This is a genomic window from Inquilinus limosus DSM 16000, from assembly GCF_000423185.1.
GTDB lineage: Bacteria > Pseudomonadota > Alphaproteobacteria > DSM-16000 > Inquilinaceae > Inquilinus > Inquilinus limosus.
On record NZ_AUHM01000013.1, the window covers coordinates 105,852 to 131,293 of the forward strand.

Genomic DNA, 25,442 nt, shown 5'->3' on the forward strand with positions numbered 1-25,442 from the left:
TTGACCCGGGCATCCAGGAATGTCGATGCCGCTCTGGGTGGCCCTGGATCGCCGGGTCAAGCCCGGCGATGACAATGGAGAAGACGGCCAGAGACGCAGGTTTTTGTCTCTCAGATCCGGACCGGATTGGCCTTGGCGACGCGGTCGAGCGCGACCAGGGTGGTCAGCAGCGTCTCGAGCTTGTGCAGCGGCACCATGTTGGGGCCGTCGCTCGGGGCGTGGTCCGGGTCCTGGTGGGTCTCGATGAAGACGGCGGCGACGCCGATCGAGACCGCGGCCCGGGCCAGCACCGGCACGAATTCGCGCTGGCCGCCCGAGCTGGTGCCCTGCCCGCCCGGTTGCTGCACCGAATGGGTGGCGTCGAACACCACCGGATAGCCGGTCTGGGCCAGGATCGGCAGCGCGCGCATGTCGCTGACCAGCGTGTTGTAGCCGAAGCTGACGCCGCGCTCGGTTAACAGGATCTTGTCGTTGCCGGTCGCCGCGATCTTGGCGGCGACGTTCTTCATGTCCCAGGGCGCGAGGAACTGGCCCTTCTTGACGTTGATCGCCCGGCCGGTGGCGCCGGCGGCCAGCAGCAGGTCGGTCTGCCGGCACAGGAAGGCCGGGATCTGCAGGATGTCCACCGCCTCCGCCACCGGCGCGCATTGCGACGCGTCGTGGATGTCGGTCAGCACCGGGCAGCCGAACTTTTCCCGGATCTCGGCCATGATCGGCAGGCTCTTCTCCATCCCCAGGCCGCGGGCGGCCGAGGCGGAGGTGCGGTTGGCCTTGTCGAAGGAGGTCTTGTAGACGAGGCCGAGGCCGAGCTTGCGGGTGATCTCGACCAGCGCCTGGCTCATCTCCAGCGCGTGCTCGCGGCTCTCGAGCTGGCACGGGCCGGCGATCACCGTCAGCGGGCGGTCGTTGGCGAAGGTGAGATTGCCGACGGTGACGGCGCGGGCAGCGGTCATGGTCCTGGTCCTCAGACGAGCCGGCTCTGCTCGATTGCGGCGCGGATGAAGTCGGTGAACAGCGGGTGCGGGTCGAACGGCTTCGACTTCAGCTCGGGGTGGAACTGCACGCCGATGAACCAGGGATGGTCCGGCAGCTCCACGATCTCCGGCAGCACGCCGTCCGGCGACAGGCCGGAGAAGACCAGCCCCGCCGCCTCCAGCCGCTCGCGGTAGTTGATGTTGACCTCGTAGCGGTGGCGGTGCCGTTCGCTGATCTCGGTCGCGCCGTAGATCCCCTGCACCCGGCTGCCCGGCTGCAGCACGGCCGGATAGGCGCCGAGGCGCATGGTGCCGCCGAGGTCGCCGTCGGATTTGCGGACCTCCAGCTCGTTGCCGCGGACCCATTCGGTCATCAGGCCGACCACCGGCTCGTTGGTCGGTCCGAACTCGGTCGAATTCGCCGCCGGCAGCCCGGCCAGATGGCGCGCCGCCTCGATCACCGCCATCTGCATGCCGAAGCAGATGCCGAAATACGGCACCTTGCGCTCGCGCGCGAACTGGGCGGCGCGGATCTTGCCCTCGGCCCCGCGCTCGCCGAAGCCGCCGGGCACCAGGATGCCGTGGACGTGCTCGAGATGGGAAACCGCATCCTCCGACTCGAAGATCTGCGAATCCATCCAGTCGAGCTTGACCTTGATGTTGTTGGCGATGCCGCCATGGGTCAGCGCCTCGGCCAGGCTCTTGTAGCTGTCGATCAGCGAGGTGTACTTGCCGACTACGCCGATCGTGACCTCGCCCTCCGGCGCGCGGACGCGCTGGACGATGTTGGACCAGCGCGACAGGTCCGGCGTCTTCGGCTGCTCGATGCCGAAATAGGCCAGGACCTGATCGTCGAAGCCTTCCTCGTGATAGGAGATCGGCACGTTGTAGATCGTGTCGACGTCGAGGGCGGCGATCACCCGCTCCGGCCGGATGTTGCAGAACAGGGCGATCTTGCGCCGCTCATTCTCCGGAATCGGGCGGTCGGCGCGGCACAGCAGCATCGCCGGCTGGATCCCGACCGACAGCAGCTCCTTCACCGAATGCTGGGTCGGCTTGGTCTTCAGCTCGCCCGCCGCCGGGATGTAGGGCAGGAGCGTGACGTGCAGGAACAGCACGTTCTCCGATCCGACCTCGTTGCCGAACTGGCGGATGGCCTCGAGGAACGGCAGGCTCTCGATGTCGCCGACCGTGCCGCCGATCTCGCAGAGGACGAAATCCTCGTCGGCGACGTCCGAGCGGATGAACTCCTTGATCGCGTCGGTGACGTGCGGGATCACCTGCACCGTGGCGCCGAGATAATCGCCGCGGCGCTCGCGCGCGATCACGGTCGAGTAGATCTTGCCGGTGGTGACGTTGTCGCTCTTGCGGGCCGAGACGCCGGTGAAGCGCTCGTAGTGGCCGAGGTCGAGGTCGGTCTCGGCGCCGTCGTCGGTGACGAAGACCTCGCCGTGCTGGGTCGGGCTCATCGTGCCCGGGTCGACGTTGAGATAGGGGTCGAGCTTCCGGAGCCGGACCTTGAATCCCCGCGCCTGGAGAAGCGCCCCGAGTGCCGCTGCGCCCAGTCCCTTGCCAAGCGAGGAGACCACGCCGCCGGTAATGAAGATGTACCGCGTCATGGAATCTTACCCTACCCCAGATTCGTTCACCCAAAAACAGCGAGGCGGCCCCACCTGGACAACGGGGGCCGCCTCGTCGGCAATCCTGTGAGAACCGGTTATTCCGTCGTCGGGACCGACGGTGTCCCCGGAGTGGTGGTGGCGGGCGCGGTCGGAGCCGGCGCCGCCGGCACCTCGTTGACGATCGCGGAGCCGCCGCGATGAGCGCCGGCCAGGATCGCCAGCACGATGCTCGTCACCATGAAGGCTGCCGCCAGGCCGGCGGTGAGCCGGGTCAGCAGATTGGCCTGGCCGCGGATCGACACCAGGCCGCCGCCGCCCCCGCCGCCGATGCCCAGGCCGCCGCCCTCGCTGCGCTGGATCAGGATCACCCCGATCAGGGCCACGGCGATCAGAACGTGGATGACGAGCAAGACCTGCTGCAAGGGACACCTGTCGACAAACGAAAACGGCCGGCTGCGCCAGGCAGCCGGCGATGGCGCTTATGTAGCGAAGACCTGCCCCCAATACCAGCCCCGTCGCTCGGCCCGCGCGCGATTCCGCCGCGTCTTTTGTCGCGGCTATTGTCCGACATGGCATTGACGCCCGAAGCGCCACGGTCGATCCTAAACCGATTCATGCATCGGGAGGAGCAGATCGTGGCGACGAAGTTCGGCATCGGCCAGCCTATGCGCCGCAGCGAGGATCCCCGCCTGCTGAAGGGCGGCGGCCGCTACACCGATGACGTCTCAGCCCAGGGCCAGGCGCAGGGCTATTTCCTGCGCTCTCCCTTCGCGCATGCGGAGATCCGCAGCATCGACACCGCCGCCGCCGCGGCGATGCCGGGCGTGATCGGCATCGTCACCGTCGCCGACCTCGACGCCGACGGCATCGGCGAGCTGAAATGCTACGCCCCGGTGAAGAACAGCGATGGCTCCGACCAGGTGCTGCCACCGCGGCCGATCCTGGCGCGTGGCCGCGTCCGCCATGTCGGCGAGCCGGTGGCGCTGGTCGTGGCCGAGACCATCGAGCAGGCCAAGGACGCCGCCGAGGCGATCGAGATCGACTACGAGTCGCTGCCGGCGGCGGTCGACCCCGCCGCGACGCTGAACGGCCCGGCGATCTGGGACCAAGCGCCGAACAACCTGTGCTTCGACTGGGAGTTCGGCCAGAAGGACCAGGTCGAGTCCCTGTTCGCGCAGGCCGACCGGGTGATCAGGATCGACCTGGTCAACAACCGGGTCGTCGCCTCGCCGATGGAGGCGCGCTGCTGCAACGCCGAGTGGAATGCGGCCGAGGAGCGCTTCGTCTTCTACGTCTCCTGCCAGGGCGTGCACATGCTGCGCGACATGCTGGCGAACGACATCTTCAAGCTGCCGCCGGAAAAGTTCCTGGTCCGCAGCACCGATGTCGGCGGCGGCTTCGGCATGAAGCTGTTCATGTATCCGGAATACCCGGCGACGCTGTACGCCGCGCGCAAGTTCGGCCGGCCGGTGAAGTGGACGTCGGAGCGGACCGAGGCCTTCATCAGCGACGACCACGGCCGCGACAACGTCACCACGGTCGAGCTGGCGGTCGACAAGGACGCCCGCTTCCTGGCGCTGCGCGTCGACATGATCGCCAATATGGGCGCCTACCTGTCCAATTTCGGGCCCTTCATCCCGACCATGGCCGGCGGCGCGCAGATGCTGAACGGCCTCTACACCCTGCAGGGCGTCTACGAGCGGGTGCGCGGCGTGTTCACCAACACGCAGCCGGTCGACGCCTATCGCGGCGCCGGGCGGCCGGAAGCCGCCTTCAACGTCGAGCGCATCGTCGACCACGCTTCCCGGGTGCTGGGCATCGATCCGGTCGAGCTGCGGCGGCGCAACTACATCCCGCCCTCGGCGATGCCCTACGAGACCGTCACCGGCGTGACCTATGACAGCGGCGAGTTCACCCGCAACCTCGAGGAGGCGGCCCAGATCGCCGATGTCGCCGGCTTCGAGGCGCGCCGGCGCGAGTCGGCTGCCAAGGGCAAGTACCGCGGGCTCGGCATCGCCACCTATGTCGAGGCCTGCGCCGGCGGCGAGGACGAGAACGCCGATGTGCGGGTCGGCCGCGACGGCAAGGTCACGGTCTATGTCGGCACCCAGACCAACGGCCAGGGCCACGAGACCGCCTACAAGCAGATCATCGCCGAGCATCTCGGCGTCGAGCCCGACCAGGTCACCATCGTCCAGGGCGACACCGACCTGGTGCGCACCGGCAACGGCACCGGCGGCTCGCGCTCCGTGCCCGTCGGCGGCGCCGCGATTCGCGACGGGTCGCTGAAGATCCAGGAGAAGGCGAAGCTGCGGGCCGCGGATCTGATGGAGACGGCGGCGGTCGACATCGCCTTCGCCGACGGCCGCTTCACCGTGGTCGGCACCGACCGGTCGATGACGCTGTCCGAGATCGCCGCCAAGGGCGAGGCGGAGATCGCCTTCGAGGAGCGCGGCAGCTTCACCCCGCCGTCGGCGACCTTCCCCAACGGCGCCCATATCATCGAGCTGGAGGTCGACGGCGACACCGGCGAGGTCGAGATTCTGCGCTACACCGTGGTCGACGATTTCGGCCGGGTGCTGAACCCGCTGATGGTGGCCGGCCAGGTGCATGGCGGCATCGCCCAGGGCCTTGGCCAGGCGCTGCTGGAGCATGCGGTGTTCGACCCCGAGAGCGGCCAGCTGCTGTCCGGCTCGTTCATGGACTACGCCATGCCGCGGGCGATCGACCTGCCCTTCGTCAATTTCAAGTACAACGAGATCCCCTGCACGACGAACCCGCTCGGCGTGAAGGGCGCCGGCGAGGCCGGGGCGATCGGGGCGCCGCCGGCGATCATCAACGCCATCGTCGACGCGCTGTCGCCGCTGGGGGTCGAGCATGTCGACATGCCGGCGACGCCGCAGAAGCTGTGGCAGATCATCCACACCCGCCAGCAGCGCCAGGCGGCGGAGTAGGCCGGCACGCGTCGAGAGAGGCCGTTGCCGATTTCATAACCGTCATGGCGAGGCGCGAAGAGCCGTGGCCATCCAGGAGGCCGGTGCCGCTGGATGGCCGCGCCCCTGCGGGGCTCGCCATGACGATGAGGAGCGTGAGCTTACGCTCCCATAGGCTCTTCTCAGCCGCGCCGCGTGCCTTCGAGCACTCGGCGCTGCTGCCGGAACAGGGCGGCCAGGGCCTCGGCCACGGCGCGGACGGCGGCGTCGCGGCGCAGGTCGCCGTGCAGCATCAGGTAGATCTCCTCGGCCAGCTCCGGCACCGGATCGCCGAGGCGCAGCAGCCAATCGTCGGCATCGCCCAGGAAGCAGGGCAGCAGCGCCACCCCGAGGCCGTCGACGGCCGCCCGGTGGCGCAGATAGACCTCGCCCAGCCGGCAGCGCAGGGTGCCCTGGGCGGCGACGGCGTCGAACCAGGCGGATTGCGACGGCACCCGCTCCGGCTCCGGCAGGCCGATGAAGTCCAGCCCGGCCAGGCTGCCGTCGCCGGCCAGCCCGCGCTGCTCGGCATAGCCGCGCGAGACGTAGAGGGCGAAGCCGATGCGGCCGATCCGGCGCGCCGCCAGATCGCCCTCCTCCGGCACCCGGCGCATGCGCAGCGCGATGTCGGCCTCGCGCCAGGCGAGATTGGCCCGGGCGCGCGAATTGCCGATCGCGATCGCCTGTCCGCTTTCGGCCAGCAGCGTCTGCAGATGGTTGGTCAGGAACAACGAGACCGAGCTGGTGGCCGTCACCCGCACTGGTTCTTGCCGCGCCTCGCCGGCCTGGCGCAGTTCGCGGAGCAGGACGTCCGCCCCCTCCTCCATGCCGCCGGCGGCCTGCAGCAGTGCCTGTCCCCGCGCGGTCAGCTCGAGCCGGTTCGGCAACCGGTCGAACAGCCGGGCGCCGGCCAGATCCTCCAGCGACCTCAGGTGCCGGCCGACGGTCGGCTGGCTCAGCCCCAGGCGCCGCGCGGCCTCGGTCAGGCTGCCGGTGCGGGCGACGGCGAGAAAGATGCGGATGTCGTCCCAGTTCGGCTCGCCGGTGGTCACGCTCGGTACTTTGCTGAAGCCTTGCTCAGCCTGATCTTAAGATCGTCATCGCGAGGAGCGAAGCGACCCCTTGAGTTTAGCAGGGGCGATCCAGGGGCCGGTGCCGCTGGATGGCCACGCCCCTTCGGGGCTCGCCATGACGAATCGGGATGGCGGCGCCCTGACCTCAGCCCAGAAGTCGGTGCAGCTGGGCGTATTGCAGCAGGAGAATGGTCTTGCCGTCCATGATCTCGCCGCGTCCGACCATCGCCAGCGCCTCGGCCAGGGTCGGCTCCAGGATCTCGATGTCCTCGCCCTCCGCCGCCACCCCGCCGCCATCCGACGTCCGGTCCGCCGGGCTGTATTCGGCGACGAAGAAGACCAGCCGCTCGGTCACCGAGCCCGGGCTCATGAAGGCCTCGAACACCCGGCGCGGCGCCGCCACCCGGTATCCCGTCTCCTCTTCCGCCTCCCGGCGGATGCAGGTCTCGGGATCGCGGTCGTCGAGCAGGCCGGCGCAGGCCTCGATCAGCGGCTCCGGATGGCCGTTGACATAGGCCGGGAAGCGGAACTGCCGGGTCAGCAGCACCCGACCACGCCCGGGGTCGTAGAGCAGGATCGCGGCGCCGTTGCCGCGGTCGTAGGTCTCGCGGCTGAGGGTCTGCCACGTGCCGTCCTTGCGCCGGTAATCGAAGGTGGTCTTCTTCAGCACGTACCAGTCGTCGGAGAGGGTCTGGACGGATTGGATCCGGATCCGGTCCTGCATCAGCGACATCCCGGCACCTCCGCCAGGCTGCGATACACCGGCCGCCCGGCCTGCTCGAAGATTGCCACCATGGCATCGGCGCCGCCGGACGGGCCGCCGATGCGCAGGCAGGCGTCGCAGCGCCGCGCCACACGCTCGCCGATCGGATGGAAGATCTCGTCGAAGACGGCATCGCCGAGACCGGTCGAGCCGGCGGTCTCGATCAGCGGCAGGGCCAGCGCCTCGCCGGTGATCGGCAGATGGCCCGCCCGGAACAGGAGCAACGCGGCCTCGTTCATGGCCCGCATATTCGCCGCGATCCGCCCGAGGTCGTCGCCGGTGCCCGAGCGGTACGGGCCGGCGACCAGGATCATGAGGGGAGAAGTTGCCAAGATGCCTCCGCGCGTTGGTGATGCGGCGGCATGATCGGGGCGCAGCGCGGGAACGGCAGCCCGACAGGGCTGAATGCCGCTCATTCAGAAATGATCGGCTGCAGCTACTAACCTAGAGGGTTTTCTACTCGCGGTGGCGTGACATCGCCTTGTAGTCCTCGAATTCCCAGCAGAGATATCGGTTCAGCCGTTCGGCGAACTGATCCCAATCGCTCGATTCCGAAAACTGCTCCACAAGCGCCCGGAGCACGGCCGTCACATGCTCCAGGTCCAGCCGTGGGACGATCAGATGGCCTCTCGGCCAAAGAACCGTCTCGGCGTCCACGCGCTCCTTGATCCAGGCTGGAGTGCAGACATAGGCGTGGAAGATGTCCGTGCCGTCCTCGCCGCGAAACCCGACTTCGACCGTCACTGTCGCGCGGACGGCGCCCTCGGTCATCACAGGTGGCTCGGGAAACCAATGAACCCCTTTGATCTCGGTTATGGGCATCGATGACCTCGGTGCGTCAGGAGCGCGAGACGAGAACGATGACAGGAACCTCTACGCGAGCTTCTCCCACAGGAAGGCGTGGATCAGCGCCTGGTTGAAGGCGGTCTGGGCGTTGTTGGCGGCGGCGCCGTGGCCGCCTTCGATGTTCTCGTAGTAGAGCACGTCCTTGCCCATCGCGATCATCCTCGCCGCCATCTTGCGGGCGTGGCCGGGATGGACCCGGTCGTCGCGGGTCGAGGTCAGCAACAGCACCGGCGGATAGGCCGCGTCCTGCCGCAGATTCTGATAGGGCGAGAAGGTGCGGAGGAATGCCCAGTCCTCCGGCTTGTCGGGGTCGCCGTATTCCGCGGCCCAGGAGGCGCCGGCCAAGAGCTTGGTGTAGCGCTTCATGTCGAGCAGCGGCACGACGCAGACGATGGCGCCGAACAGATCCGGATACTGCGTCAGCATGTTGCCGACCAGGAGCCCGCCATTGCTGCCGCCCTCGATGCCGAGATGCGGCACCGAGGTGATGCCGCGGGCGACCAGGTCGCGCGCCACCGCGGCGAAATCCTCATAGGCGCGCGGCCGCTTCTCGCGCAGCGCCGCCTGGTGCCAGCGCGGGCCGTATTCACCGCCGCCGCGGATATTGGCGACGGCATAGACGCCGCCGCGGTCGAGCCAGAGCCGCCCCTCGCCCGGGATGTAGTGCGGCAGCAGCGAGACCTCGAAGCCGCCATAGCCGGTCAGCAGTGTCGGAGCCCGGCCGTCGCGCGGCAGGTCCTTCCGCGCCACCACGAAATACGGCACGCGCGTGCCGTCGGCCGAGGCGACGAAGTGCTGCTCCACCGCATAGGGCGAGGCGTCGAAGAAGGCCGGCGCCTGCTTCAGCGATTCGAAGTCGGGCTCGCCGGCCGTGCCGCGATACAGCGTGTCCGGGGCGAGGAAGCCGGAAGCGAGGACCAGGATCTCGTCGTCCTCATGCGGCGCCGTGCCGACATAGGCGATGGTCGCGGCGTCGGGCAGGCCGTCCAGCACCTGCCGCCGCCAGCCGGCCTCGACCGGCGTCAGCACCTCCACCCGGCTCTTCACGTCGTCGAGGATCTGCAGCACCAGGTGGTTGCGGGTGCCGGAGGTGCCTGACAGCGCGGTGGTCTCGCTCGGCTCGAACAGCACCGCGAGATCGCGTTTGCCGGCGAGCCAGTCGTCGAAACGCGCGGCCAGGAGGGAACCGCCGGGATAGGTGCGGCCGCCGACCGTCCATTCCGTCCGCGGCGTCACCAGCAGCCACGGGCCGTGGGTGCTGGCCTCGGCGTCGCGAGGGACGTCGACCAGGGTCAGAGCGCCGTCCCGCAGCAGGTACAGCTCGCTGGTGTAGAAATCGATGCGCCGGGCGACGAAGTCGCGCTCGAAGCCGGGGAAGCGGTCGTGGAAGGCGTCGACGGCGAGGTCGTCTTCCTGCCCCTCATAGACGGTCTTCGCTTCCTCCAGCTTCTGGCCGCGCCGCCACAGCTTAGAGATCCGCGGATAGCCGGAGCGGGTCAGCGACCCCGGACCGAAATCGGTGCCGACATAGATCGAGTCGGCGTCCCTCCAGCCGAAGCGACTCTTCGCCTCGGGCAGGAAGAAGCCGTCGGGGACGAAGCTGCGGCTCTCCAGGTCGAACTCGCGCACGACATGGGCGTCGGCGCCGCCGCGCGACAGGGCGATCAGGCAGCGTCTGAAATCCGGCTCCAGGACGTCGGCGCCGTGCCAGACCCAGTTCTCGCCCTCGGCCTCGGCGAGCGCATCGAGATCCAGCAGCACCTCCCACACCGGCTCCGCGGTGCGGAAGGAGGCGAGCGTCGTGCGCCGCCACAGGCCGCGCGGATGGGCCGCGTCACGCCAGAAATTGTAGTAGCGGTCGCCGCGGCGGACGACATGCGGCAGCTTCTCCTCGGAATCGAGGATCTCCAGCATCTGCCGGCGCATCCGCTCGCACTCGGTCGTCTCGGCGAGGCGGCCGGTGCTCTCGGCGTTGCGCGCCCGGACCCAGTCGAGGGCCTGCTCGCCCTCGATGTCCTCGAGCCACAGGAAGGGATCGTCGGAAGCCTGGCTGTCCATGTCGACCGTGCCGGTTGAACGTGGCCGGTCAGCATAGGGGGACGTACCGGACGGGGCTAGCCGCAGGACGACACGATGCTCGCACAGCTATTCCGTCGTCATTGCGAGCAGGCGAAGCCGACGAAGCAATCCAGGGGCCACGCCAAACGGCCCTGGATTGCTTCGCTGCGCTCGCAATGACGGTCAGGGGGAGTAAGGGCCCCCTTACAGCCCCGGACGGTAGTTCGGCGCCTCGTGCGTCACCGTGATGTCGTGCACATGGCTCTCGCGCAGGCCGGCATTGGTGATGCGCACGAACTCCGCCCGCTTGTGCAGGTCGGCGATGGTGCGGCTGCCGGTGTAGCCCATCGCCGCCTTCAGCCCGCCCACCAGCTGGTGGATGACGTTGGCGATCGGTCCCTTGTACGGCACCCGACCCTCGACGCCCTCCGGCACCAGCTTCAGCGTGTCCGACACCTCCTGCTGGAAGTAGCGGTCGGCCGAGCCGCGCGCCATGGCGCCGAGCGAGCCCATGCCGCGATAGCTCTTGTAGGAGCGGCCCTGGTACAGGATCACCTCGCCCGGCGCCTCGTCGGTGCCGGCGAAGAGCGAGCCGAGCATGACCACGTCGGCGCCGGCGGCGATCGCCTTGGCCAGGTCGCCCGAATACTTGATGCCGCCGTCGGCGATCACCGGGATGCCCTGCGCCCGGCAGGCCTCGACCACGTCCATGATCGCGGTCAGCTGCGGCACGCCGACGCCGGCGACCATGCGGGTGGTGCAGATCGAGCCCGGGCCGATGCCGACCTTGACCGCGTCCGCGCCGGCGTCGATCAGCGCCTTGGCGGCATCGCCGGTGGCGACGTTGCCGGCGACGATCTGGGTGGAGTTCGACAGACGCCGCGCCCGCTCCACGCTCTTCAGCACGCCCTCGGAATGGCCGTGCGCCGTGTCCAGCACCAGCACGTCGACCCCGGCGTCGAACAGCGCCTCGGCGCGCGAGATGCCCTTGTCGCCGGTGCCGGTGGCGGCGGCGACGCGCAGGCGGCCCTGCTCGTCCTTGCAGGCGTTGGGGTGCAGCTGGGCGCGGACGATGTCCTTGACCGTGATCAGGCCGATGCAGCGGAAGGCGTCGTCGACGACCAGCAGCTTCTCGATCCGGTTCTGGTGCAGGAGGCGCTTGGCCTCGTCCTTGCCGACGCCCTCGCGCACGGTGACCAGCCGGTCCTTCGTCATCAACTCGCGCACCGGCTGGGCCGGGTTGGTGGCGAAGCGGACGTCGCGGTTGGTCAGGATGCCGACCAGCTTGCCGCTGTCCTCCAGCACCGGGATGCCGGAGATGCCGTGCCGGTCCATCAGCGCCAGCGCCTCGGCCAGGGTAGCGTCGGGCCCGATGGTGATCGGGTTCACCACCATGCCGCTCTCGAAGCGCTTCACCTTCCGGACTTCCTCGGCCTGGCGCTCGATGTCGAGGTTGCGGTGGATCACGCCGATGCCGCCGGCCTGGGCCATGGCGATCGCCAGCGGCGCCTCGGTCACCGTGTCCATGGCGGCGGAGAGCAGCGGGATGCCGAGCTCGATGCGCTTGGTCAGGCGGGTCCGCGTGTCCGCTTCGGCAGGCAGGATCGACGAGGCCTGCGGGACCAGCAGGACGTCATCGAAGGTCAGAGCATCGCGGAAGGAGGACATGTCGGGGCTCCCAGAGCTTGGAAGCGCCGCAATATAACCCCGCTCCGGCCGTTGTGAAGCGCAGATCTAGGGGGCCTGCGTTGCGTCCCGCGGATTTCGGCCTGCGTGCCGTCCACGCCGTCCTGTCATCCCAGACCCGTCATGGCGAGCCCCAAAGGGGCGTGGCCATCCAGCGGCACCGGCCCTCCTGGATGGCCGCGTCGCTGCGCTCCTCGCCATGACGAAAAAGCCGGGATCAGCCCGCACCGACGCTTTTATCCGCCGGACTCCCGGCCCTTGAAGTCCGTGGCCACGACATAGACCTCGGAGCTGTCCTGGCGGCTGGCCGGCGGCTTGACGTGGCGGACCTTGGCGAAGTTGCGCTTCAGGACGTCGAGCAGATCCTTCTCCGCCCCGCCCTGGAACAGCTTGGCGACGAAGGCGCCGCCCGGCACCAGCACGTCGAGGGCGAAATCGGCGGCGGTCTCGGCCAGCGCCATGATCCGCAGATGGTCGGTCGCCTGGTGGCCGACGGTCGGCGCCGCCATGTCGCTGAGCACGATGTCGGCCGGGCCGGCCAGCGCCTCCTTCAGCCGGGCCGGCGCCGCGGGGTCGAGGAAGTCCATCTCCAGGATGGTCGCGCCCGGCACCGGGTCCATGCCGAGATAGTCGATGCCGACCACCTTGCCGCTTGGCCCCACCCGCTCCAGCGCCACCTGGATCCAGCCGCCCGGCGCGCAGCCGAGGTCGACCACGCGCATGCCGCGGCGCAGCAGATGCAGCTTGTCGTCGAGCTGCAGCAGCTTGAACGCGGCGCGCGAGCGGTAGCCCAGCCGCTTGGCCTCGGCGACATAGGGGTCGTTGAGCTGGCGTTCGAGCCATCGGGTCGAGGACGGGGTCCGCTGCTTGGCGGTCTTGACCCGCACGGTCAGACCGCGGCTGCCGCGGCCGCTCGGCCCCCCTGCCCTCGCGGCGCCCGGTTTCTTTGGAGTCTTCATCTCACCCGGATTTTATCAGGCGTGGCGCTTCTGCGCCTCGGCCAGCAGGTCGAACAGGATGCCCTCGCGCACGCCGCGGTCGCCGACCCTGAGCTTGCCGACCGGCCAGGTGTCGCAGATCGCCTCGAGGATGGCGCAGCCGGCCAGCACCAGGTCGGCCCGGTCGCGCCCGATGCAGGGATAGGACGCCCGCGCCGCGTAGTCGAGGCCGAGCAGCATGCGGCTGGCGCGGCGCGCCTCCTCGAAGGTCAGGATGCAGCCGTCGACCTCGGAGCGGACATAGCGCGGCAGGCCGAGATGCACCCCGGCCAGGGTGGTGACGGTGCCGGAGGAGCCGATCATCTGCACCCGGCCCTCGGCGATCAGCCCACGCAGATTGTTGCGGGCCTCGAACGCCGCCAGGGCGGCGGCGGTCGCGGCACTCATCGCGGCATAGGTCCCGGCCGACACCTCGTGGCCGCCATGCTGCTCGGCCAGGGAGACGACGCCGAGCGGGATGCTGAGCGCGTCGAGCGTCACCGCCTGGCCGTCGGAATCGATCTCCAGCCAGGTCAGCTCGGTCGAGCCGCCGCCGATGTCGAAGATGATCGCGTGCGGGATCGCGGGGTCGAGCAGCGGCGCGCAGCCGGCCGCGGCCAGGCGCGCCTCCTCCGCCGCCGGGATCATCTCCAGCGTCAGTCCGGTCTCGCGGCGCACCCGGTCTCGGAAGGCCGGAAAGTTGCGGGCCTGGCGGCAGGCCTCGGTCGCCACGGCGCGCGACAGGATCACGTTCTGACGCCGGATCTTGGCGGCGCAGATGCGCAGCGCCGACAGCGTTCGCTGCATCGCCTCGGGCTGCAGCCGCCCGGTCGCGCCGACGCCCTCGCCCAGCCGGACGATGCGGCTGAAGGCGTCGACCACCTGGAATCCGCCCGCGGCCGCGCGCGCGATCAGCAGCCGGCAGTTGTTGGTGCCGAGATCCACCGCGGCATAGAGGGGTTCGGGCCGGGGCGCCCGACGTCGATCGCCGGCCGCGGTGGCCTCCGAGATCGCGATCGACTCCACCACTGACATTCCTTCCATGGCCGTCCGTCTGGTTTTTCGAACGGCGCCTCCGTCCCTTCACCGAACTGTAGCGCAGCCATCACCAAAGAGGAAATGGCCGCAGGGTCGCATCCGCTTTCGGCATGGCTGCCGTTCCTTCACACGGGCCTTTACACGGGCGGATCACTGGGGTAGACACCCTCCCGCCGGCCGCTGGGGGATCGTCTAGTGGTAGGACAGCGGACTCTGACTCCGCCAGCCTAGGTTCGAATCCTAGTCCCCCAGCCAATTCCGGCCTCTCCAGACAATTCGACGACATCGGCCGGCCGGCGCTGGTTCGTTTTGCCTGCACGCGTCGCGTCCAGGCCTCTCGGTCTGGCCATTGCCCGCCATCGGCGTGTAGCCTCGGACATTCCCGAAACCCGACGGACGAGGCCGAGCATGCGATCGGTGGTGATGATCTTGGCCGTGGCGATCCTGGCCCGCATCGCCATCACGCCGGTCTATTACCTGATCGAGGAGGCCGATGACGACGCGGCCCCGCCGTCGGCCGCCATTCTCGCCGGCAGCCGGGAGAGCTGCGAGCAGGCACTCGCCGCATCACCCGCTCCACGCGCGCGCTGCGAGAGCATCTCGGGCTTCCGGCATCTTCTGGGCTCGGCCGGCGCGGCCTTCGGCTCCCTGCAGAGAATCGCCGACGAGACCCTGCAGCCCGCCGGAGATGTCCAGGATGCGGCGATCGAGGCCGTGCAGGACGCCGCGGCCGACGCCGTGCAGGACCTCGCCGTCGACGCGGTCCAGGATGCGATCGGCGGGGACGACGAGTCTCCGCTGGACTGAGGCGACAACGGCCGTCGCCACAGCCGGAGATTGCGGATCGACATGGACGTCACAATTTTGTAACACTCCGGCCAAGGGGCATCGGTTCTTGGAGTTCCGGTTCATTGGTTGCATTCAGCCCGTCCGGCGTGCGGGCGGCCGATGACTTGCCTCTTGGCTTCACCATCGCGCTGCCGCTCGTCCTCTTCTTTTCCTTCAGCCTCGCTCTCTATCTGCGGCCCGATCTGCGCCTGACAGTGATCGAAGGGGAGCTCGGTCTCCTGGAGAACGCCCAGGCGGCCATCCTCCTGGTCGCCCTGGCCGCATCGCTGATTCTCGTTGCCCGAGCCCGGGCCGCGCAGGAGCGTGGCCTCGTGCTCTGGGCCGCCCTGCTGGCGCTCGGCTCGCTCTACATGCTCGGCGAGGAGATCAGCTGGGGTCAGCACTATGTCGGCTGGACCGCCGAAGGGTGGTTCGCCCAAGTCAACGACCAGCAGGAGACCAACCTGCACAACACCTCCGCCTGGTTCGACCAGAAGCCGCGCGCGCTGATGGAGGTCGCGATCTATGTCGGCGGCATCCTCTACCCGCTGGTCACGGCTGCGACCGGCCGGCTGCGCGTCGGCCGGCCATGGTGGCTGATGCCGACCTTCGCCGGATTCACCGCGGCCCTGCTGACGTTGGTGACGATCCTGCCGGAATGGCTGCACCTGTTCGGCTTCGGCCAAAGACCGAAGCCCTACCGCGCGTCCGAGCAGCAGGAGCTGTTCATCTATCTGTTCGTCCTGCTCTACGCCCTGTCGCTGCTGCGGCGGCTGAAGGCCCGGCCTTCGTGACGAATCGCCGGCCCGGAGCGCACGAGCCCCGGGGCCGGCACCCGTTCACCCGTCGGCTTCAGCCTCCGATTCGCCACGCAGCACCGCGGCGACCTCAGGATGGCCGAAATGCTCGGCCCAGCCGAGCGGCGTGCTCCCGTAGGTCCGGTCGCGAATCGCCGGGTCCGCCCCGTGCCGCAGCAGCAGGCGGGCGCCGCGCGGGTCGTTGGCCCAGCCGGCCACCATGTGCAGCGGGGTGACGTCCGCGGTGTCGCCCCAGGCGACGCGGCGGTTCACATCCGCCCCCTGTCCGATCAGCCAGTCCACCGCCTCGGCCCGATGGGCCAGCAGCGCCCAGTGCAGCGCGGCACCGTTGTGCGGCGCCCCGTCGATATCGGCGCCGCTGGCGAGCAGCGCCGCCATCGCCTCGATCCGGCCGCTGCGCGCGGCCCAGGTCAGCGCCTCGTCCAGGACCTCCTGCGGCGCGCCGGTCATGTGCCATTTCGGGAAGCCGCTGTGCGGGCGGTAGAAGCCGCGATGATGCCCCGCTTCCGGCCGCAGCCGGCCGTCGGCATCGAAGAACAGCGCGATCAGGTCGAGCCGGCCGAGCCCGGCGGCGATGCGCAGGTTGAGCGGCACCACCACCTCCGACGCCAGCCTTTCGGCAACCGTGATGTGCCCCCAGAACAGGGCGACGGCCAGCGGCGTGCCGCCGTCGCCATAGGCCTCGGCCTCGACCGGCGCGCCGGCCGCGATCAGCCGCTCGAGAAGGGTCAGCCGCGCCTCGAGGTCGCCGCGGCCGCCGCCATAGGCAATGTCGTGCAGCGGCCCCCAGCCCTTGTCGTTGGTCAGGGCCGGATCGGCGCCGGCGTCGAGCAGGTCGCCGGCCAGGACCAGCCGGTTCATCGAGACCGCCAGCATCAGCAGGCGGTTGCCGTTGGTGCCCTTGGCGTTGACCAGGCCGGGATTCGCCGCCAGCACCGCGGCCAGGGCGGCGCGATCGTCGCCGCGGATCGCCTCGAAGGCGATGCGGAACGGCTCCGCGGCCCGACCGGCCTTCATCGCCCTGATGCGTTCGGCGAAGGCCGCCCAGTCGTCGAAGCCGTGGCTGCGGGCGACGATCAGCTCGGCGTCGGCCTGGCTCAGCTCGGCGGCGCGGATCTCGGTCTCCGACGCCGCGGCGAAGCGCGGGTGGAAGCGCTGCACCAGGCGGATGGACCCCGCCTCGCCGGTGCGGTGGTTGCTGCGGATCCCGGCGGCGCGGTCCCGGTAATACTGCAGCTCGACCTCGAAGGGCCGGGCGATCTCCGGCGGCTCGCCCGCCAGATGCGCCTGCAGCTTCGGCCAGCTGGCGAAGCCGTATTCGCGGGCGACGACCCATTGCGCGTCGCTCAGCTTCGCCATGGCGACCAGCTCGGCATCGGGGCGATGGGCCAGCCGGGGATGGCTGTAGCGGAGTCGGGCCAACGCCTCGGCATCGCCGGCGCGCAGCGCCTTCAGCAGGTCCTTGGCGCGCTTCTTCTGCTGCTCCGGATCGGGCGACGCGGGCAGGTCCTGGGCATAGGGATGGGGCAAGACGCTCCTCCTTTCACTCGCCCGGCATCCGCATCAACGGGCAGAAAGAAGGATCGACGCAGGAAGCGCAGCTCTCTCGCAAGTGGGCGCTGCCCTTCCCGCGGACCGGATGCGTCTTGCACGCGGCCTGGAGGCTAGCGGGCGGCCCGACGCGCGGCAAGGGCCTCCGACGCCGGCAACGCCCCCGGCCTCGACCGAGCGCCATCCGTTGCTTGCGGTTTCCGATGATCGCTGAGCCGCGAGACATTGCTCCCGGCCGGATCGGGCGGCGGGCCTGGCTGAGATATTCGCCATTGCTTATGCGACAGAAACTCAAGACCAAAATAAATCCAGTCTTTGCGGAAAAAGCCTCCAATTCCGAAATACCCCTCCCAAACCCTGAGAATTGCTGCGATCACCTTGATATTTCGGATGGATATCATGGGCTCGTCCCTCCTTTCGAAGGGGATTCACTAGTCCATCTCTATGTCATACAAATGACAATTCTCGCGAAATCTGCCGCGCAAGCGAAGAAAACATGAGAAGGCGCTGGCTTCGCCATTGCGAGTCCAGCGCCTTCATTCGAGATTTCGCCCTCGATGCCGGTTTGCCGGCCGCCCGGCTTACCCGTTCCCGACGAAGCTCGAGATCAACCGATTCACCTCGGCCGCGGCCTCCATATGGACCATGTGGCCCTTGCCGTTGAAGCGGTGCACCGGGATCGCGGCCGGCAGCCCCTCGGCATGGACGGCGGGCAGGATGGCGTCGGCCGTGCCCCAGATCACCTGGACCGGAACCCGGGCCTGGCCGAGCCGGTCGCGCAGCGACACCGCCTGGCGGCCGCCGGGGAAGAAGGACCCGGCGATCGTCTTCAGCGCCGCCTCGACCCCGTCCAGCCGCTTGTACTTCAGCACATCCTCGACCAGGTCGCGGGTCACCAGCTCCGGATCGGCGAACAGCGCCTCGAGATGCGGCTTCAGATCCTTCCGCTTCTGTGCCGCGATGAAGCCCTCGATGTAGCCGCTGTTGATCTCGGCCCCCAGCCCGGCCGGGGCGATCAGCGTCGCCGAGGCCACCCGGTCTGGCGCGTCGAGCGCCAGGGACAGCGCCACCGCCCCGCCCATGGAATGGCCCACCAGATGCGCCTTGGCGATGCCGGCGGCGTCGAGATAGGCCAGCACCGCCCCGGACAGGGCGGCGAGGTCGCCGGCCCCGACCTCCTTGCCCGAGCCGCCATGGCCCGGCAGGTCGATGGCATGGACCGTGCGGCCTGTCAGCGCCGGCTGGGTGAACAGCCAGTTGTTGAGGTCGCCGCCGAAGCCATGGATCAGCACGATCGGCGTGCCGTCCCCCTCGCCCGTCACCAGGGCCCGGATCGCCCGGCCGCCGGCCTGGACGATCTTGGGTTCCGGCGGCGGCGCGGCGCTCTCGGCCGCGGCCGCCGCCTCGGCCTGGAAGGCCTCGATGAAGCGGTCGAGCTCGGCCTCGTCGACCTCGCCCTCGACCACGACGCCGAGCAGGGCGCCGACCGGCAGGGTCTGGCCCTCCGCCGCCACCCGCCGGCGCAGCGTGCCGGCGACCGGCGATTCCAGCGCATTGGTGATCTTGCTGGTCTCGATGTCGACGATCTCGGTGCCCGGTTCGATCCGCGCCCCCTCCTCCGCCGTCCAAGCGGCGAGCAGGCCTTCGGTCATCGCCAGGCCCCATTTCGGCATGGTGATCGGGTGGATGGTCCCGGTCATTCGGCGGCCTCCCGCCGGTCCGGCGCGCCCATCACCGTGCGCACCGCTGCCGCCACCTTGCCGGCGTCGGGGATATACAGATCCTCCAGCGCCGCCGAGAACGGCACCGGCACATGCGGCGGCGACACCATCTTGATCGGCGCCTTCAGGCTGGCGAAGGCCTGGTCCGCCACCTGGGCCGAGATGTCGGTGGCCATGTTGCAGCGCGGGCTGGCCTCGTCCACCACCACCAGCCGGCCGGTCTCCTCCACGCTCTCCAGGATCGTGTCGAGGTCGAGCGGCGAGGTCGTGCGCGGGTCGATGATGGTGCAGTCGATCCCTTCCTTGGCCAGGGTCTCGGCCGCCGCCTTCGCCATCTGCACCATCCGGCCGATGGCGACGATGGTGACGTCCTCGCCCTCGCGCACCAGGTTCGCCTCGCCGAAGGGGATGGTGTAGGGCTCGTCCGGCACCTCCTCCTCCATGTCGTACAGCACCTTGTGCTCGAAGAAGATCACCGGGTCGTCGTCGCGGATCGCCTGGATCAGCAGGCCCTTCGCCTCATAGGGCGAGGACGGGATGACGCATTTCAGGCCGGGGATGTGGGTGAACACCGGGTACAGGCACTGGCTGTGCTGGGCCGCGGCGCGGAAGCCGGCGCCGTACATCGTGCGGATGGTCAGGGGCGTCACCGCCTTGCCGCCGAACATGTAGCGGAACTTGGCGGCCTGGTTGAAGATCTGGTCGAAGCAGACGCCCATGAAGTCGACGAACATCAGCTCGGCGACGGGGCGAAGCCCGCTGGCCGCGGCGCCGGCGGCGGCGCCGATGAAGGCGCTCTCGGTGATCGGCGTGTCCAGCACGCGGGTCGGCCCGAACTCCTTGTACAGGCCCTTGGTGACGCCGAGCGGCCCGCCCCAGGCGTCCTGCTCGCCCGGCGAGCCGGAGCCGCCGGAGATGTCCTCGCCCATCAGGATCACGCGCGGGTCGCGCCGCATCTCCTGCGCCAGCGCCTCGTTGACCGCCTGGCGGAAGCTCTTCCTGCTCATGCCCTGCCTCCCTCAGTACGAGACGTAGACGTCGGTCAGGAGATCGGCCGGCCCCGGCACCGGGGCGGCCTTGGCCTCGACCACGGCCCGGTCGATCTCCTGCCTGATCTCGGCGTCTATGGCGTCGAGCTGCGCGGCCTCCAGCAGGCCGGCCTCGGTGACCCGGTTGCGGAACAGGTCCAGGCTGTCGCGCTGGGCCCGGATGGCGTCGACCTCGCCGGGGGCGCGGTAGGTCTGGGCATCGCCCTCGAAATGGCCGTAGTAGCGGTTCAGCTTCACCTCGATCAGGGTCGGGCCGTTGCCCGACCGGGCCCGGTCGATCGCCTCCCGCGCGGCCTCCCACACCGCGAAGAAGTCGTGGCCGTCGACCTGGACGCCGGGCATGCCGAAGGCCTGGGCGCGCTCGACGATGTCCTTGCAGCTGACCGAGTATTTGCTCGAGGTCGCCTCGGCATAGCCGTTGTTCTCGAACACGAAGATCGCCGGCAGCTTCCAGACGGTGGCCAGGTTCATCGCCTCGAAGGTGGTGCCCTGGTTCGACCCGCCGTCGCCGACGAAGGCCACGGCGACGCCGCCGGTGCCGAGCGTCTTGGCCGCCAGCGCGGCGCCGCAGATCAGGGGCGGGCCGCCGCCGACGATGCCGTTGGCGCCCATCATGCCCTTGGAGAGGTCGGCGATGTGCATCGATCCGCCCTTGCCGCCGCACAGCCCGTCGCGGCGGCCGTAGATCTCCTTCATCATCGCCGCCGGATCGCAGTCCTTGGCGATGCAGTGGCCGTGGCCGCGATGGGTGCTGGCGATCGAATCCCGGTCGGTCAGGTGCAGGCAGACGCCGACGGCGCTGGCCTCCTCACCGGCATAGAGATGGACGAAGCCCGGAATCTCCCCGGTCGCGAATTCAAGATGGACCCGATCCTCGAACTCCCGGATCAGGCGCATCTGGCGATAGGCACGCAAAAGGTCGTCGCGACTCAACTGCATGGCCGTTCCTCCCGTTGCGGATCTTTATGTCCGGCAAAGAGCCTAACGCGCGCCCGTTCGGGTTGTGAACCCGTCACGTATCGCCTTCTCCTTTGGTCGAAGGAATCGCGGATGCGTCCTGGCCCGATCACGCCGCAGTCCGACCCATCCGCAACCGGCCTTAATCGATAGGGAGGAGCCGTCGGAGAATGTACAAATGACTTGTGGCTATTTAAGGCATCGGCAATAATGCCCTAAGAAAACAAATAAGATTTTATGGAGGCGAGGCCTGGCTAATGATGACCATGAAGTCAGTGATTCCTCGCCTGTTGTTGCAACAGGAATACGCCCCCAACCGGAAATGATTTGGATTGCCGGCCGGTGGTGTGACGGCATCCAGGCTGCCGCAGCCGTCACCGAACAGTGCAGGGAGCCTGGATCGGCATCGGACAATACGGAGGAGCATTTCAGATGATGGGTTACGCATTTCGACCCGGGAGCGGCTTCGGCATCTCGATTCGATCGGTCGCGACGGCGGCGATCCTGGCGCTCGCGGCTTGCTCCCAGCAGCAAAGCAGCGGGACGAATTCGGTTTCGGTGCAGAACCAGACTCCGTCCGGCACGGTCACGATGCATCAGGTGCAGGCGGCCTTCATCGGCAGCGGCAACACCGGGGACGGCACGCTCCACTTCCAGGGCAGGACCCATCGGTTCAAGGTCTCGGGTCTTGGCGTCGGCGGCATCGGCGTGTCGACGATCGATGCCACCGGCGAGGTCTACGACCTGAGGAGGGTCAGCGACTTCGAGGGGGCCTATGCCCAGGGGCGCTACGGATTTGCGGTCGGCGAGGAAAGCGGCGGAGATCTGTGGCTGCAGAACGACAAGGGCGTGGTCATGCATCTCAAGGCCAGGCGAACGGGCTTGATGCTGAGTCTGGGCGGCGATGCGGTCGTCGTCACGCTGGAGGATTAGGCCACGCCAGCCGAACAGACAGGCCTCTTGGGGTTCCATCGGTCTCAGGCACGGCTGATGGAATGCCATGAATGCGGGCTGCGGCATGCCGTGCCGGCGCTGCCGGACGGCACCGCGGCCCGCTGCATCCGCTGCGGCGCGACCCTGCACCGGTTCCGCGCCAGCTCGCTCGACCATGCCCTCGCCTACACCTGCGCCGGGCTGGTGCTGTTCCTGATGGCGAACTTTCTGCCCTTTCTCTCAATGGAGATCTCAGGCCGGGTGCAGAGCGCCAGCCTGGTCACAGGGATCTTCGCACTGTACCGGCAGGGGCTATGGGAACTGGCCGGGGTGGTGGCGCTGACCATGTTCGTCGCGCCGCTTCTGCGGTTGGGCACCCTGTTCCTGGTGCTGGGTGGCCTGCGGCTGAGGCGGCCGCCGCGCTGGCTGCCGCGGCTCTACCGCTGGGCCGACCTGCTCGGCCCCTGGGCGATGGTCGAGGTCTACATGCTCGGCGTGTTCGTCGCCTATGTGAAGCTGATCGACCTCGCCACCATCGTCGTTGGACCTGGCCTCTATTCCGTCGGCGGGTTGATGCTGGCGATCATCGCCGCCGGCACCAGCCTCGACACCGAGACGGTGTGGCGGGAGTTCGAGCGGCGCGGCCTGGTACCACCGCCGCCACCCGCCGATCCCCGCCGCCCGACCTGCCTGTGCCACGCCTGCGGCCTGGTCTCCAACCTGCCGCCCGGCGGCCATGGCGACTGCCCGCGCTGCGACGCCGCGCTGCATCGCCGGCGGCCGGAGAGCCTGACCCGCACCTGGGCGCTCGTCGTCACCGCGATCATCCTCTACATCCCGGCCAACCTCTTCCCGGTGATGACGGTGATCTCGCTGGGCAGCGGCGCGCCGGACACGATCATGAGCGGGGTGATCGAGCTGGCCGATGCCGGCATGTGGCCGCTGGCGGCACTGGTGTTCTTCGCCTCGATCACCGTGCCGGTGCTGAAGCTGGCCGGGCTGATCTACCTCCTGGTCACCACCCAGCGCGGGGCCAGGGAACAGCTGCGCAATCGCACCGTGATCTACCGCATCGTCGAGGCGGTCGGCCGCTGGTCGATGATCGACATCTTCATGCTCTCGATCCTGGTGGCGCTGGTCCAGCTCGGCCAGCTGGCGACGATCGAGCCCGGGATCGGAGCCGTGTCCTTCGCCGCGGTGGTGATCATCACCATGATCGCCGCCATGACCTTCGATCCGCGCCTGATGTGGGACGCGGCGGGAGAGAACCATGACCGAGGCTGAGATCCTGCGCGACACGGCCGTGCCGACACCGCCCGCGCCGAACCCGCCCGCGCCGCGCCTCGACCGCCGGCGCCGGCTGTCGCCGATCTGGCTGGTGCCGATCGTGGCGGCGCTGGTCGGGGTCTATCTCGCCTGGATCACCTTCTCCGAGAAGGGCCCGACGATCACCATCAGCTTCCAGACCGCGGACGGGCTGGAGGCCGGCAAGACCCTGATCAAGCACAAGGAGGTGGTGTTCGGCACGGTCAAGAGCATCGCCCTGTCGGAGGATCTGAGCCATGTCGAGCTGACCGCCGAGATGACCCGGGAGGCGGCGCCGCATCTGCGCCAGGGCACCCGCTTCTGGGTGGTGCGGCCGCGGCTGTCCGCGACCGGTGGCGTCTCCGGCCTGAGCACGATCCTGTCGGGCGCCTATATCGAGCTGGACCCGGGTCCGGGCGACAGCGAACGGCACTTCACCGGGCTGGAGGAGCCGCCGGTGGTGCGGGCCGGGGTGCCGGGTACGGCCTATGTGCTGAAGGCCGACCGGATCGGTTCGGTCGGTCCCGGCTCGCCGATCTATTTCCGCGGCGTGCAGGTCGGCGAGGTCACGGGCTACGAGTCCGCCGACCTCGAAGCCGGGGTCACCATCCACGCCTTCGTCCGGGCGCCCTATGACCGGTACATCTATGACGGCACCCGGTTCTGGAACGCCGCCGGCATCTCGCTGACCACCGGGCCGCAGGGCTTTAAGCTCGAGCTGGAATCCCTCGCGGCGGTGCTGGCCGGCGGCATCGCCTTCGACACCCCGGCCACCGCCCGCACCGGCGAGCCGGCCAAGGCGGACACCGTCTTCACCCTCTACAAGGACGCCACCAGCAGCCGGGAGGCGGACTACACCGTCCGCCTGCCCTATCTGGTCTACTTCGACGGCTCGGTCGGCGGCCTGGCGCCGGGCGCTCCGGTCGAATGGCACGGCCTCAAGATCGGCCAGGTCACCGATGTCCGGCTGCAATACGACGTCGCCGCGGGCATGGCGCGGATCCCGGTGACGATCGAGGTGGAGCCGCAGCGGATCGAGCTGGTCGGCACCGACCCGAGTTTCGGCAGCGGCGCCAATGTGGCGGCGCTGGTCCGGCGCGGGCTGCGGGCCCAGCTGAAGACCGGCAATCTGCTGACCGGGCAGATGGTGGTCACCTTCGACATGGTCCCCGACGCGCCGCCGGCGGAGCTGGGCACGGGCGACCGCTACCCGGTGATCCCGAGCGTGCCGGGGCAGTTCGACAGCGCCATGCGCTCGATCAACGGCATCCTCGACAAGGTCTCGGCCCTGCCGCTCGACCAGCTGATCGAACAGGCCGACGCCACGCTGAAATCCTTCGAGAGCCTGGCCGCGGCGCCGGAGATCACGGAGTCGCTGCGGTCGCTCGCCGGCGCTTTGGCCTCGACCCAGCAGCTGCTGGGCCAGGCCAACACCGATCTCCGACCGGTGATGGAGAGGCTGCCGCCGCTCCTCGCCACCGCGCAGCAGGCGGTGCAGCGGCTGTCCGGCACGCTCGGCTCGATCAACCAGGGCTATGGCGCGGACTCGACCTTCAAGCGCGACCTGACCCGGCTGATGAGCCAGGTCGACGACACGTTGCGCTCGGTCCGCGTCCTCACCGACTATCTCGAGCAGCACCCCGAGGCGCTGATCCGGGGCAAGACACAAGGGCTGAACTGATGATGCTGTCCCGCCGCGCCGCCCTCTCCGTCCTGCTGGCCGGGACGGCCCTCGCCGGCTGCTCCTCTCCGCCGCCCAAGGTCTACACTCTGACGGTGGTGCCGGGCGCGGCGGTCGGCGGCCGGCCGGTGACGGCCTCGGTGGCGATGGTCGACATCCCGAAATATCTCGACCGGCCGCAGATCGTCCGCCGCTCGGGCGCGGTCGAGCTCGGCGTCGAGGAGTTCGAGCGCTGGGGCGAGCCGCTGGCCAATATGGTGCAGCGGGTGCTGGCCGACGACCTGGCTGCACGCCTTCCGGCCGGCTCGGTCGTCACCACCAGCCGGACGCTGTCGGGCGATGAGGCTCTGACGGTCGAACTCGCGCTCGGCCGCTTCGATCCCGATCCCGACGGCACCATCGTGCTGGAGGCGCAGTGGCGCGTGCTGCGCAAGGCCGGCGGCCGGCCCAAGACCGAGACCGCCCGCATCACCCGCCGCCCCGCCGACGACAGCACCGCCGCCGAGGTCCGGGCCATGAGCGATGCGTTGGGCGAGCTCGCCGACCGCATCGCCCGCGGGATGCGATGAGCCGGCTATGGCGTGACGAGC

General features: G+C 69.2%; 22 protein-coding genes and 1 tRNA gene. 8 read left to right on the forward strand and 15 right to left on the reverse strand.

All coding sequences use genetic code 11. The features are described from left to right. Positions 1–110: 110 nt before the first annotated feature. From kdsA to secG, 3 genes are all read right to left on the reverse strand, one after another. Positions 111–953, reverse strand: a complete 843-nt coding sequence (kdsA, locus tag G537_RS0113835) for a 3-deoxy-8-phosphooctulonate synthase (protein WP_026870626.1) — start codon at positions 951–953, stop codon at positions 111–113. A gap of 11 nt (positions 954–964) precedes the next feature. Next, on the reverse strand, positions 965–2,593 hold the full coding sequence (locus G537_RS0113840; RefSeq protein ID WP_026870627.1) for a CTP synthase: 1,629 nt from the start codon (positions 2,591–2,593) through the stop codon (positions 965–967). A gap of 98 nt (positions 2,594–2,691) precedes the next feature. Further along, entirely contained in the window at positions 2,692–3,018 is a 327-nt protein-coding gene (secG, locus tag G537_RS0113845) for a preprotein translocase subunit SecG (RefSeq protein WP_026870628.1), read from the reverse strand. Positions 3,019–3,231: 213 nt separating this feature from the next. Between secG and G537_RS0113850 the strand changes: the two genes are divergently transcribed. Beyond that, complete coding sequence (locus G537_RS0113850) at positions 3,232–5,550, forward strand: xanthine dehydrogenase family protein molybdopterin-binding subunit (RefSeq protein WP_342665205.1); 2,319 nt, start codon at positions 3,232–3,234, stop codon at positions 5,548–5,550. Between the two features lie 161 nt (positions 5,551–5,711). On the opposite strand, the gene G537_RS0113855 is transcribed toward G537_RS0113850, so the two are convergent. The 8 genes from G537_RS0113855 to G537_RS0113890 all read right to left on the reverse strand — a co-directional run bounded on the left by G537_RS0113855 (position 5,712) and on the right by G537_RS0113890 (position 14,006). Then, positions 5,712–6,620, reverse strand: coding sequence for a LysR family transcriptional regulator (locus tag G537_RS0113855; protein ID WP_026870630.1), 909 nt, complete (start codon positions 6,618–6,620; stop codon positions 5,712–5,714). A gap of 166 nt (positions 6,621–6,786) precedes the next feature. Further along, on the reverse strand, positions 6,787–7,374 hold the full coding sequence (locus G537_RS0113860) for an NUDIX domain-containing protein (RefSeq protein ID WP_026870631.1): 588 nt from the start codon (positions 7,372–7,374) through the stop codon (positions 6,787–6,789). After that, complete coding sequence (locus tag G537_RS0113865) at positions 7,365–7,736, reverse strand: hypothetical protein (protein WP_211230376.1); 372 nt, start codon at positions 7,734–7,736, stop codon at positions 7,365–7,367. The genes G537_RS0113860 and G537_RS0113865 overlap by 10 nt, the downstream gene beginning before the upstream one ends. Positions 7,737–7,860: 124 nt before the next feature. Beyond that, positions 7,861–8,175, reverse strand: coding sequence for an Imm8 family immunity protein (locus G537_RS37910; RefSeq protein ID WP_051248399.1), 315 nt, complete (start codon positions 8,173–8,175; stop codon positions 7,861–7,863). A gap of 102 nt (positions 8,176–8,277) precedes the next feature. Next, a complete protein-coding gene (locus G537_RS0113875; protein ID WP_026870633.1) occupies positions 8,278–10,308 on the reverse strand; it encodes a prolyl oligopeptidase family serine peptidase in 2,031 nt (676 codons plus the stop codon). A 204-nt stretch (positions 10,309–10,512) separates the two neighbouring features. Further along, the gene (gene guaB, locus G537_RS0113880; RefSeq protein ID WP_026870634.1) at positions 10,513–11,976 is read right to left on the reverse strand and encodes an IMP dehydrogenase; all 1,464 of its coding nucleotides are present in this window, start codon (positions 11,974–11,976) and stop codon (positions 10,513–10,515) included. Between the two features lie 254 nt (positions 11,977–12,230). Then, on the reverse strand, positions 12,231–12,953 hold the full coding sequence (locus G537_RS0113885; RefSeq protein ID WP_026870635.1) for an RlmE family RNA methyltransferase: 723 nt from the start codon (positions 12,951–12,953) through the stop codon (positions 12,231–12,233). Between the two features lie 15 nt (positions 12,954–12,968). Then, positions 12,969–14,006, reverse strand: coding sequence for a Ppx/GppA phosphatase family protein (locus tag G537_RS0113890; RefSeq protein WP_081688798.1), 1,038 nt, complete (start codon positions 14,004–14,006; stop codon positions 12,969–12,971). A 184-nt stretch (positions 14,007–14,190) separates the two neighbouring features. On the opposite strand from G537_RS0113890, the gene G537_RS0113895 reads away from it, so the two are divergent. The 3 genes from G537_RS0113895 (at position 14,191) to G537_RS37915 (ending at position 15,631) form a co-directional block, all read left to right on the forward strand. After that, positions 14,191–14,264, forward strand: a tRNA-Gln gene (locus G537_RS0113895). Positions 14,265–14,417: 153 nt separating this feature from the next. Next, positions 14,418–14,816 (forward strand): hypothetical protein, encoded by a 399-nt coding sequence (locus G537_RS0113900; protein WP_026870637.1) that lies wholly within the window; start codon positions 14,418–14,420, stop codon positions 14,814–14,816. Between the two features lie 146 nt (positions 14,817–14,962). Beyond that, positions 14,963–15,631, forward strand: coding sequence for a hypothetical protein (locus G537_RS37915; protein WP_051248400.1), 669 nt, complete (start codon positions 14,963–14,965; stop codon positions 15,629–15,631). A gap of 45 nt (positions 15,632–15,676) precedes the next feature. Here G537_RS37915 and G537_RS37920 read toward each other — a convergent pair whose 3' ends face one another. The 4 genes from G537_RS37920 to G537_RS0113925 form a co-directional block, all read right to left on the reverse strand. After that, positions 15,677–17,185 (reverse strand): ankyrin repeat domain-containing protein, encoded by a 1,509-nt coding sequence (locus G537_RS37920; protein WP_051248401.1) that lies wholly within the window; start codon positions 17,183–17,185, stop codon positions 15,677–15,679. A 602-nt stretch (positions 17,186–17,787) separates the two neighbouring features. Beyond that, the gene (locus tag G537_RS0113915) at positions 17,788–18,906 is read right to left on the reverse strand and encodes an acetoin dehydrogenase dihydrolipoyllysine-residue acetyltransferase subunit (RefSeq protein ID WP_026870639.1); all 1,119 of its coding nucleotides are present in this window, start codon (positions 18,904–18,906) and stop codon (positions 17,788–17,790) included. After that, positions 18,903–19,934 (reverse strand): alpha-ketoacid dehydrogenase subunit beta, encoded by a 1,032-nt coding sequence (locus tag G537_RS0113920; RefSeq protein WP_026870640.1) that lies wholly within the window; start codon positions 19,932–19,934, stop codon positions 18,903–18,905. Before G537_RS0113920 ends, G537_RS0113915 begins: the two co-directional genes overlap by 4 nt. Positions 19,935–19,946: 12 nt before the next feature. Then, complete coding sequence (locus G537_RS0113925; RefSeq protein ID WP_026870641.1) at positions 19,947–20,915, reverse strand: thiamine pyrophosphate-dependent dehydrogenase E1 component subunit alpha; 969 nt, start codon at positions 20,913–20,915, stop codon at positions 19,947–19,949. Positions 20,916–21,365: 450 nt separating this feature from the next. On the opposite strand from G537_RS0113925, the gene G537_RS37925 reads away from it, so the two are divergent. The 4 genes from G537_RS37925 to G537_RS37930 are packed head-to-tail and all read left to right on the forward strand — an operon-like array spanning position 21,366 to position 25,421. Next, positions 21,366–21,866 carry a hypothetical protein gene (locus G537_RS37925; protein ID WP_051248402.1) on the forward strand — a complete coding sequence of 167 codons (501 nt, stop codon included), beginning with the start codon at positions 21,366–21,368 and terminating at the stop codon, positions 21,864–21,866. A 27-nt stretch (positions 21,867–21,893) separates the two neighbouring features. Further along, positions 21,894–23,150: a paraquat-inducible protein A gene (locus tag G537_RS0113935; protein ID WP_281171474.1), complete on the forward strand. Its 1,257-nt coding sequence runs from the start codon at positions 21,894–21,896 to the stop codon at positions 23,148–23,150. After that, positions 23,137–24,852: a PqiB family protein gene (locus G537_RS0113940; RefSeq protein WP_026870643.1), complete on the forward strand. Its 1,716-nt coding sequence runs from the start codon at positions 23,137–23,139 to the stop codon at positions 24,850–24,852. The genes G537_RS0113935 and G537_RS0113940 overlap by 14 nt, the downstream gene beginning before the upstream one ends. Then, positions 24,852–25,421: a PqiC family protein gene (locus G537_RS37930; RefSeq protein WP_034851663.1), complete on the forward strand. Its 570-nt coding sequence runs from the start codon at positions 24,852–24,854 to the stop codon at positions 25,419–25,421. The genes G537_RS0113940 and G537_RS37930 overlap by 1 nt, the downstream gene beginning before the upstream one ends. Positions 25,422–25,442 lie beyond the last annotated feature (21 nt).

Coding starts and splice junctions, on each gene's coding strand:
- kdsA (WP_026870626.1), bottom strand. CDS start 953: ATGACCGCTGCCCGCGCCGTCACCGTCGGCAATCTCACCTTCGCCAAC.
- G537_RS0113840 (WP_026870627.1), bottom strand. CDS start 2,593: ATGACGCGGTACATCTTCATTACCGGCGGCGTGGTCTCCTCGCTTGGC.
- G537_RS0113860 (WP_026870631.1), bottom strand. CDS start 7,374: ATGTCGCTGATGCAGGACCGGATCCGGATCCAATCCGTCCAGACCCTC.
- G537_RS37910 (WP_051248399.1), bottom strand. CDS start 8,175: ATGACCGAGGGCGCCGTCCGCGCGACAGTGACGGTCGAAGTCGGGTTT.
- G537_RS0113875 (WP_026870633.1), bottom strand. CDS start 10,308: ATGGACAGCCAGGCTTCCGACGATCCCTTCCTGTGGCTCGAGGACATC.
- guaB (WP_026870634.1), bottom strand. CDS start 11,976: ATGTCCTCCTTCCGCGATGCTCTGACCTTCGATGACGTCCTGCTGGTC.
- G537_RS0113885 (WP_026870635.1), bottom strand. CDS start 12,953: ATGAAGACTCCAAAGAAACCGGGCGCCGCGAGGGCAGGGGGGCCGAGC.
- G537_RS0113890 (WP_081688798.1), bottom strand. CDS start 14,006: ATGTCAGTGGTGGAGTCGATCGCGATCTCGGAGGCCACCGCGGCCGGC.
- G537_RS0113900 (WP_026870637.1), top strand. CDS start 14,418: ATGCGATCGGTGGTGATGATCTTGGCCGTGGCGATCCTGGCCCGCATC.
- G537_RS0113915 (WP_026870639.1), bottom strand. CDS start 18,906: ATGACCGGGACCATCCACCCGATCACCATGCCGAAATGGGGCCTGGCG.
- G537_RS0113920 (WP_026870640.1), bottom strand. CDS start 19,934: ATGAGCAGGAAGAGCTTCCGCCAGGCGGTCAACGAGGCGCTGGCGCAG.
- G537_RS0113925 (WP_026870641.1), bottom strand. CDS start 20,915: ATGCAGTTGAGTCGCGACGACCTTTTGCGTGCCTATCGCCAGATGCGC.
- G537_RS37925 (WP_051248402.1), top strand. CDS start 21,366: ATGATGGGTTACGCATTTCGACCCGGGAGCGGCTTCGGCATCTCGATT.
- G537_RS0113940 (WP_026870643.1), top strand. CDS start 23,137: ATGACCGAGGCTGAGATCCTGCGCGACACGGCCGTGCCGACACCGCCC.
- G537_RS37930 (WP_034851663.1), top strand. CDS start 24,852: ATGATGCTGTCCCGCCGCGCCGCCCTCTCCGTCCTGCTGGCCGGGACG.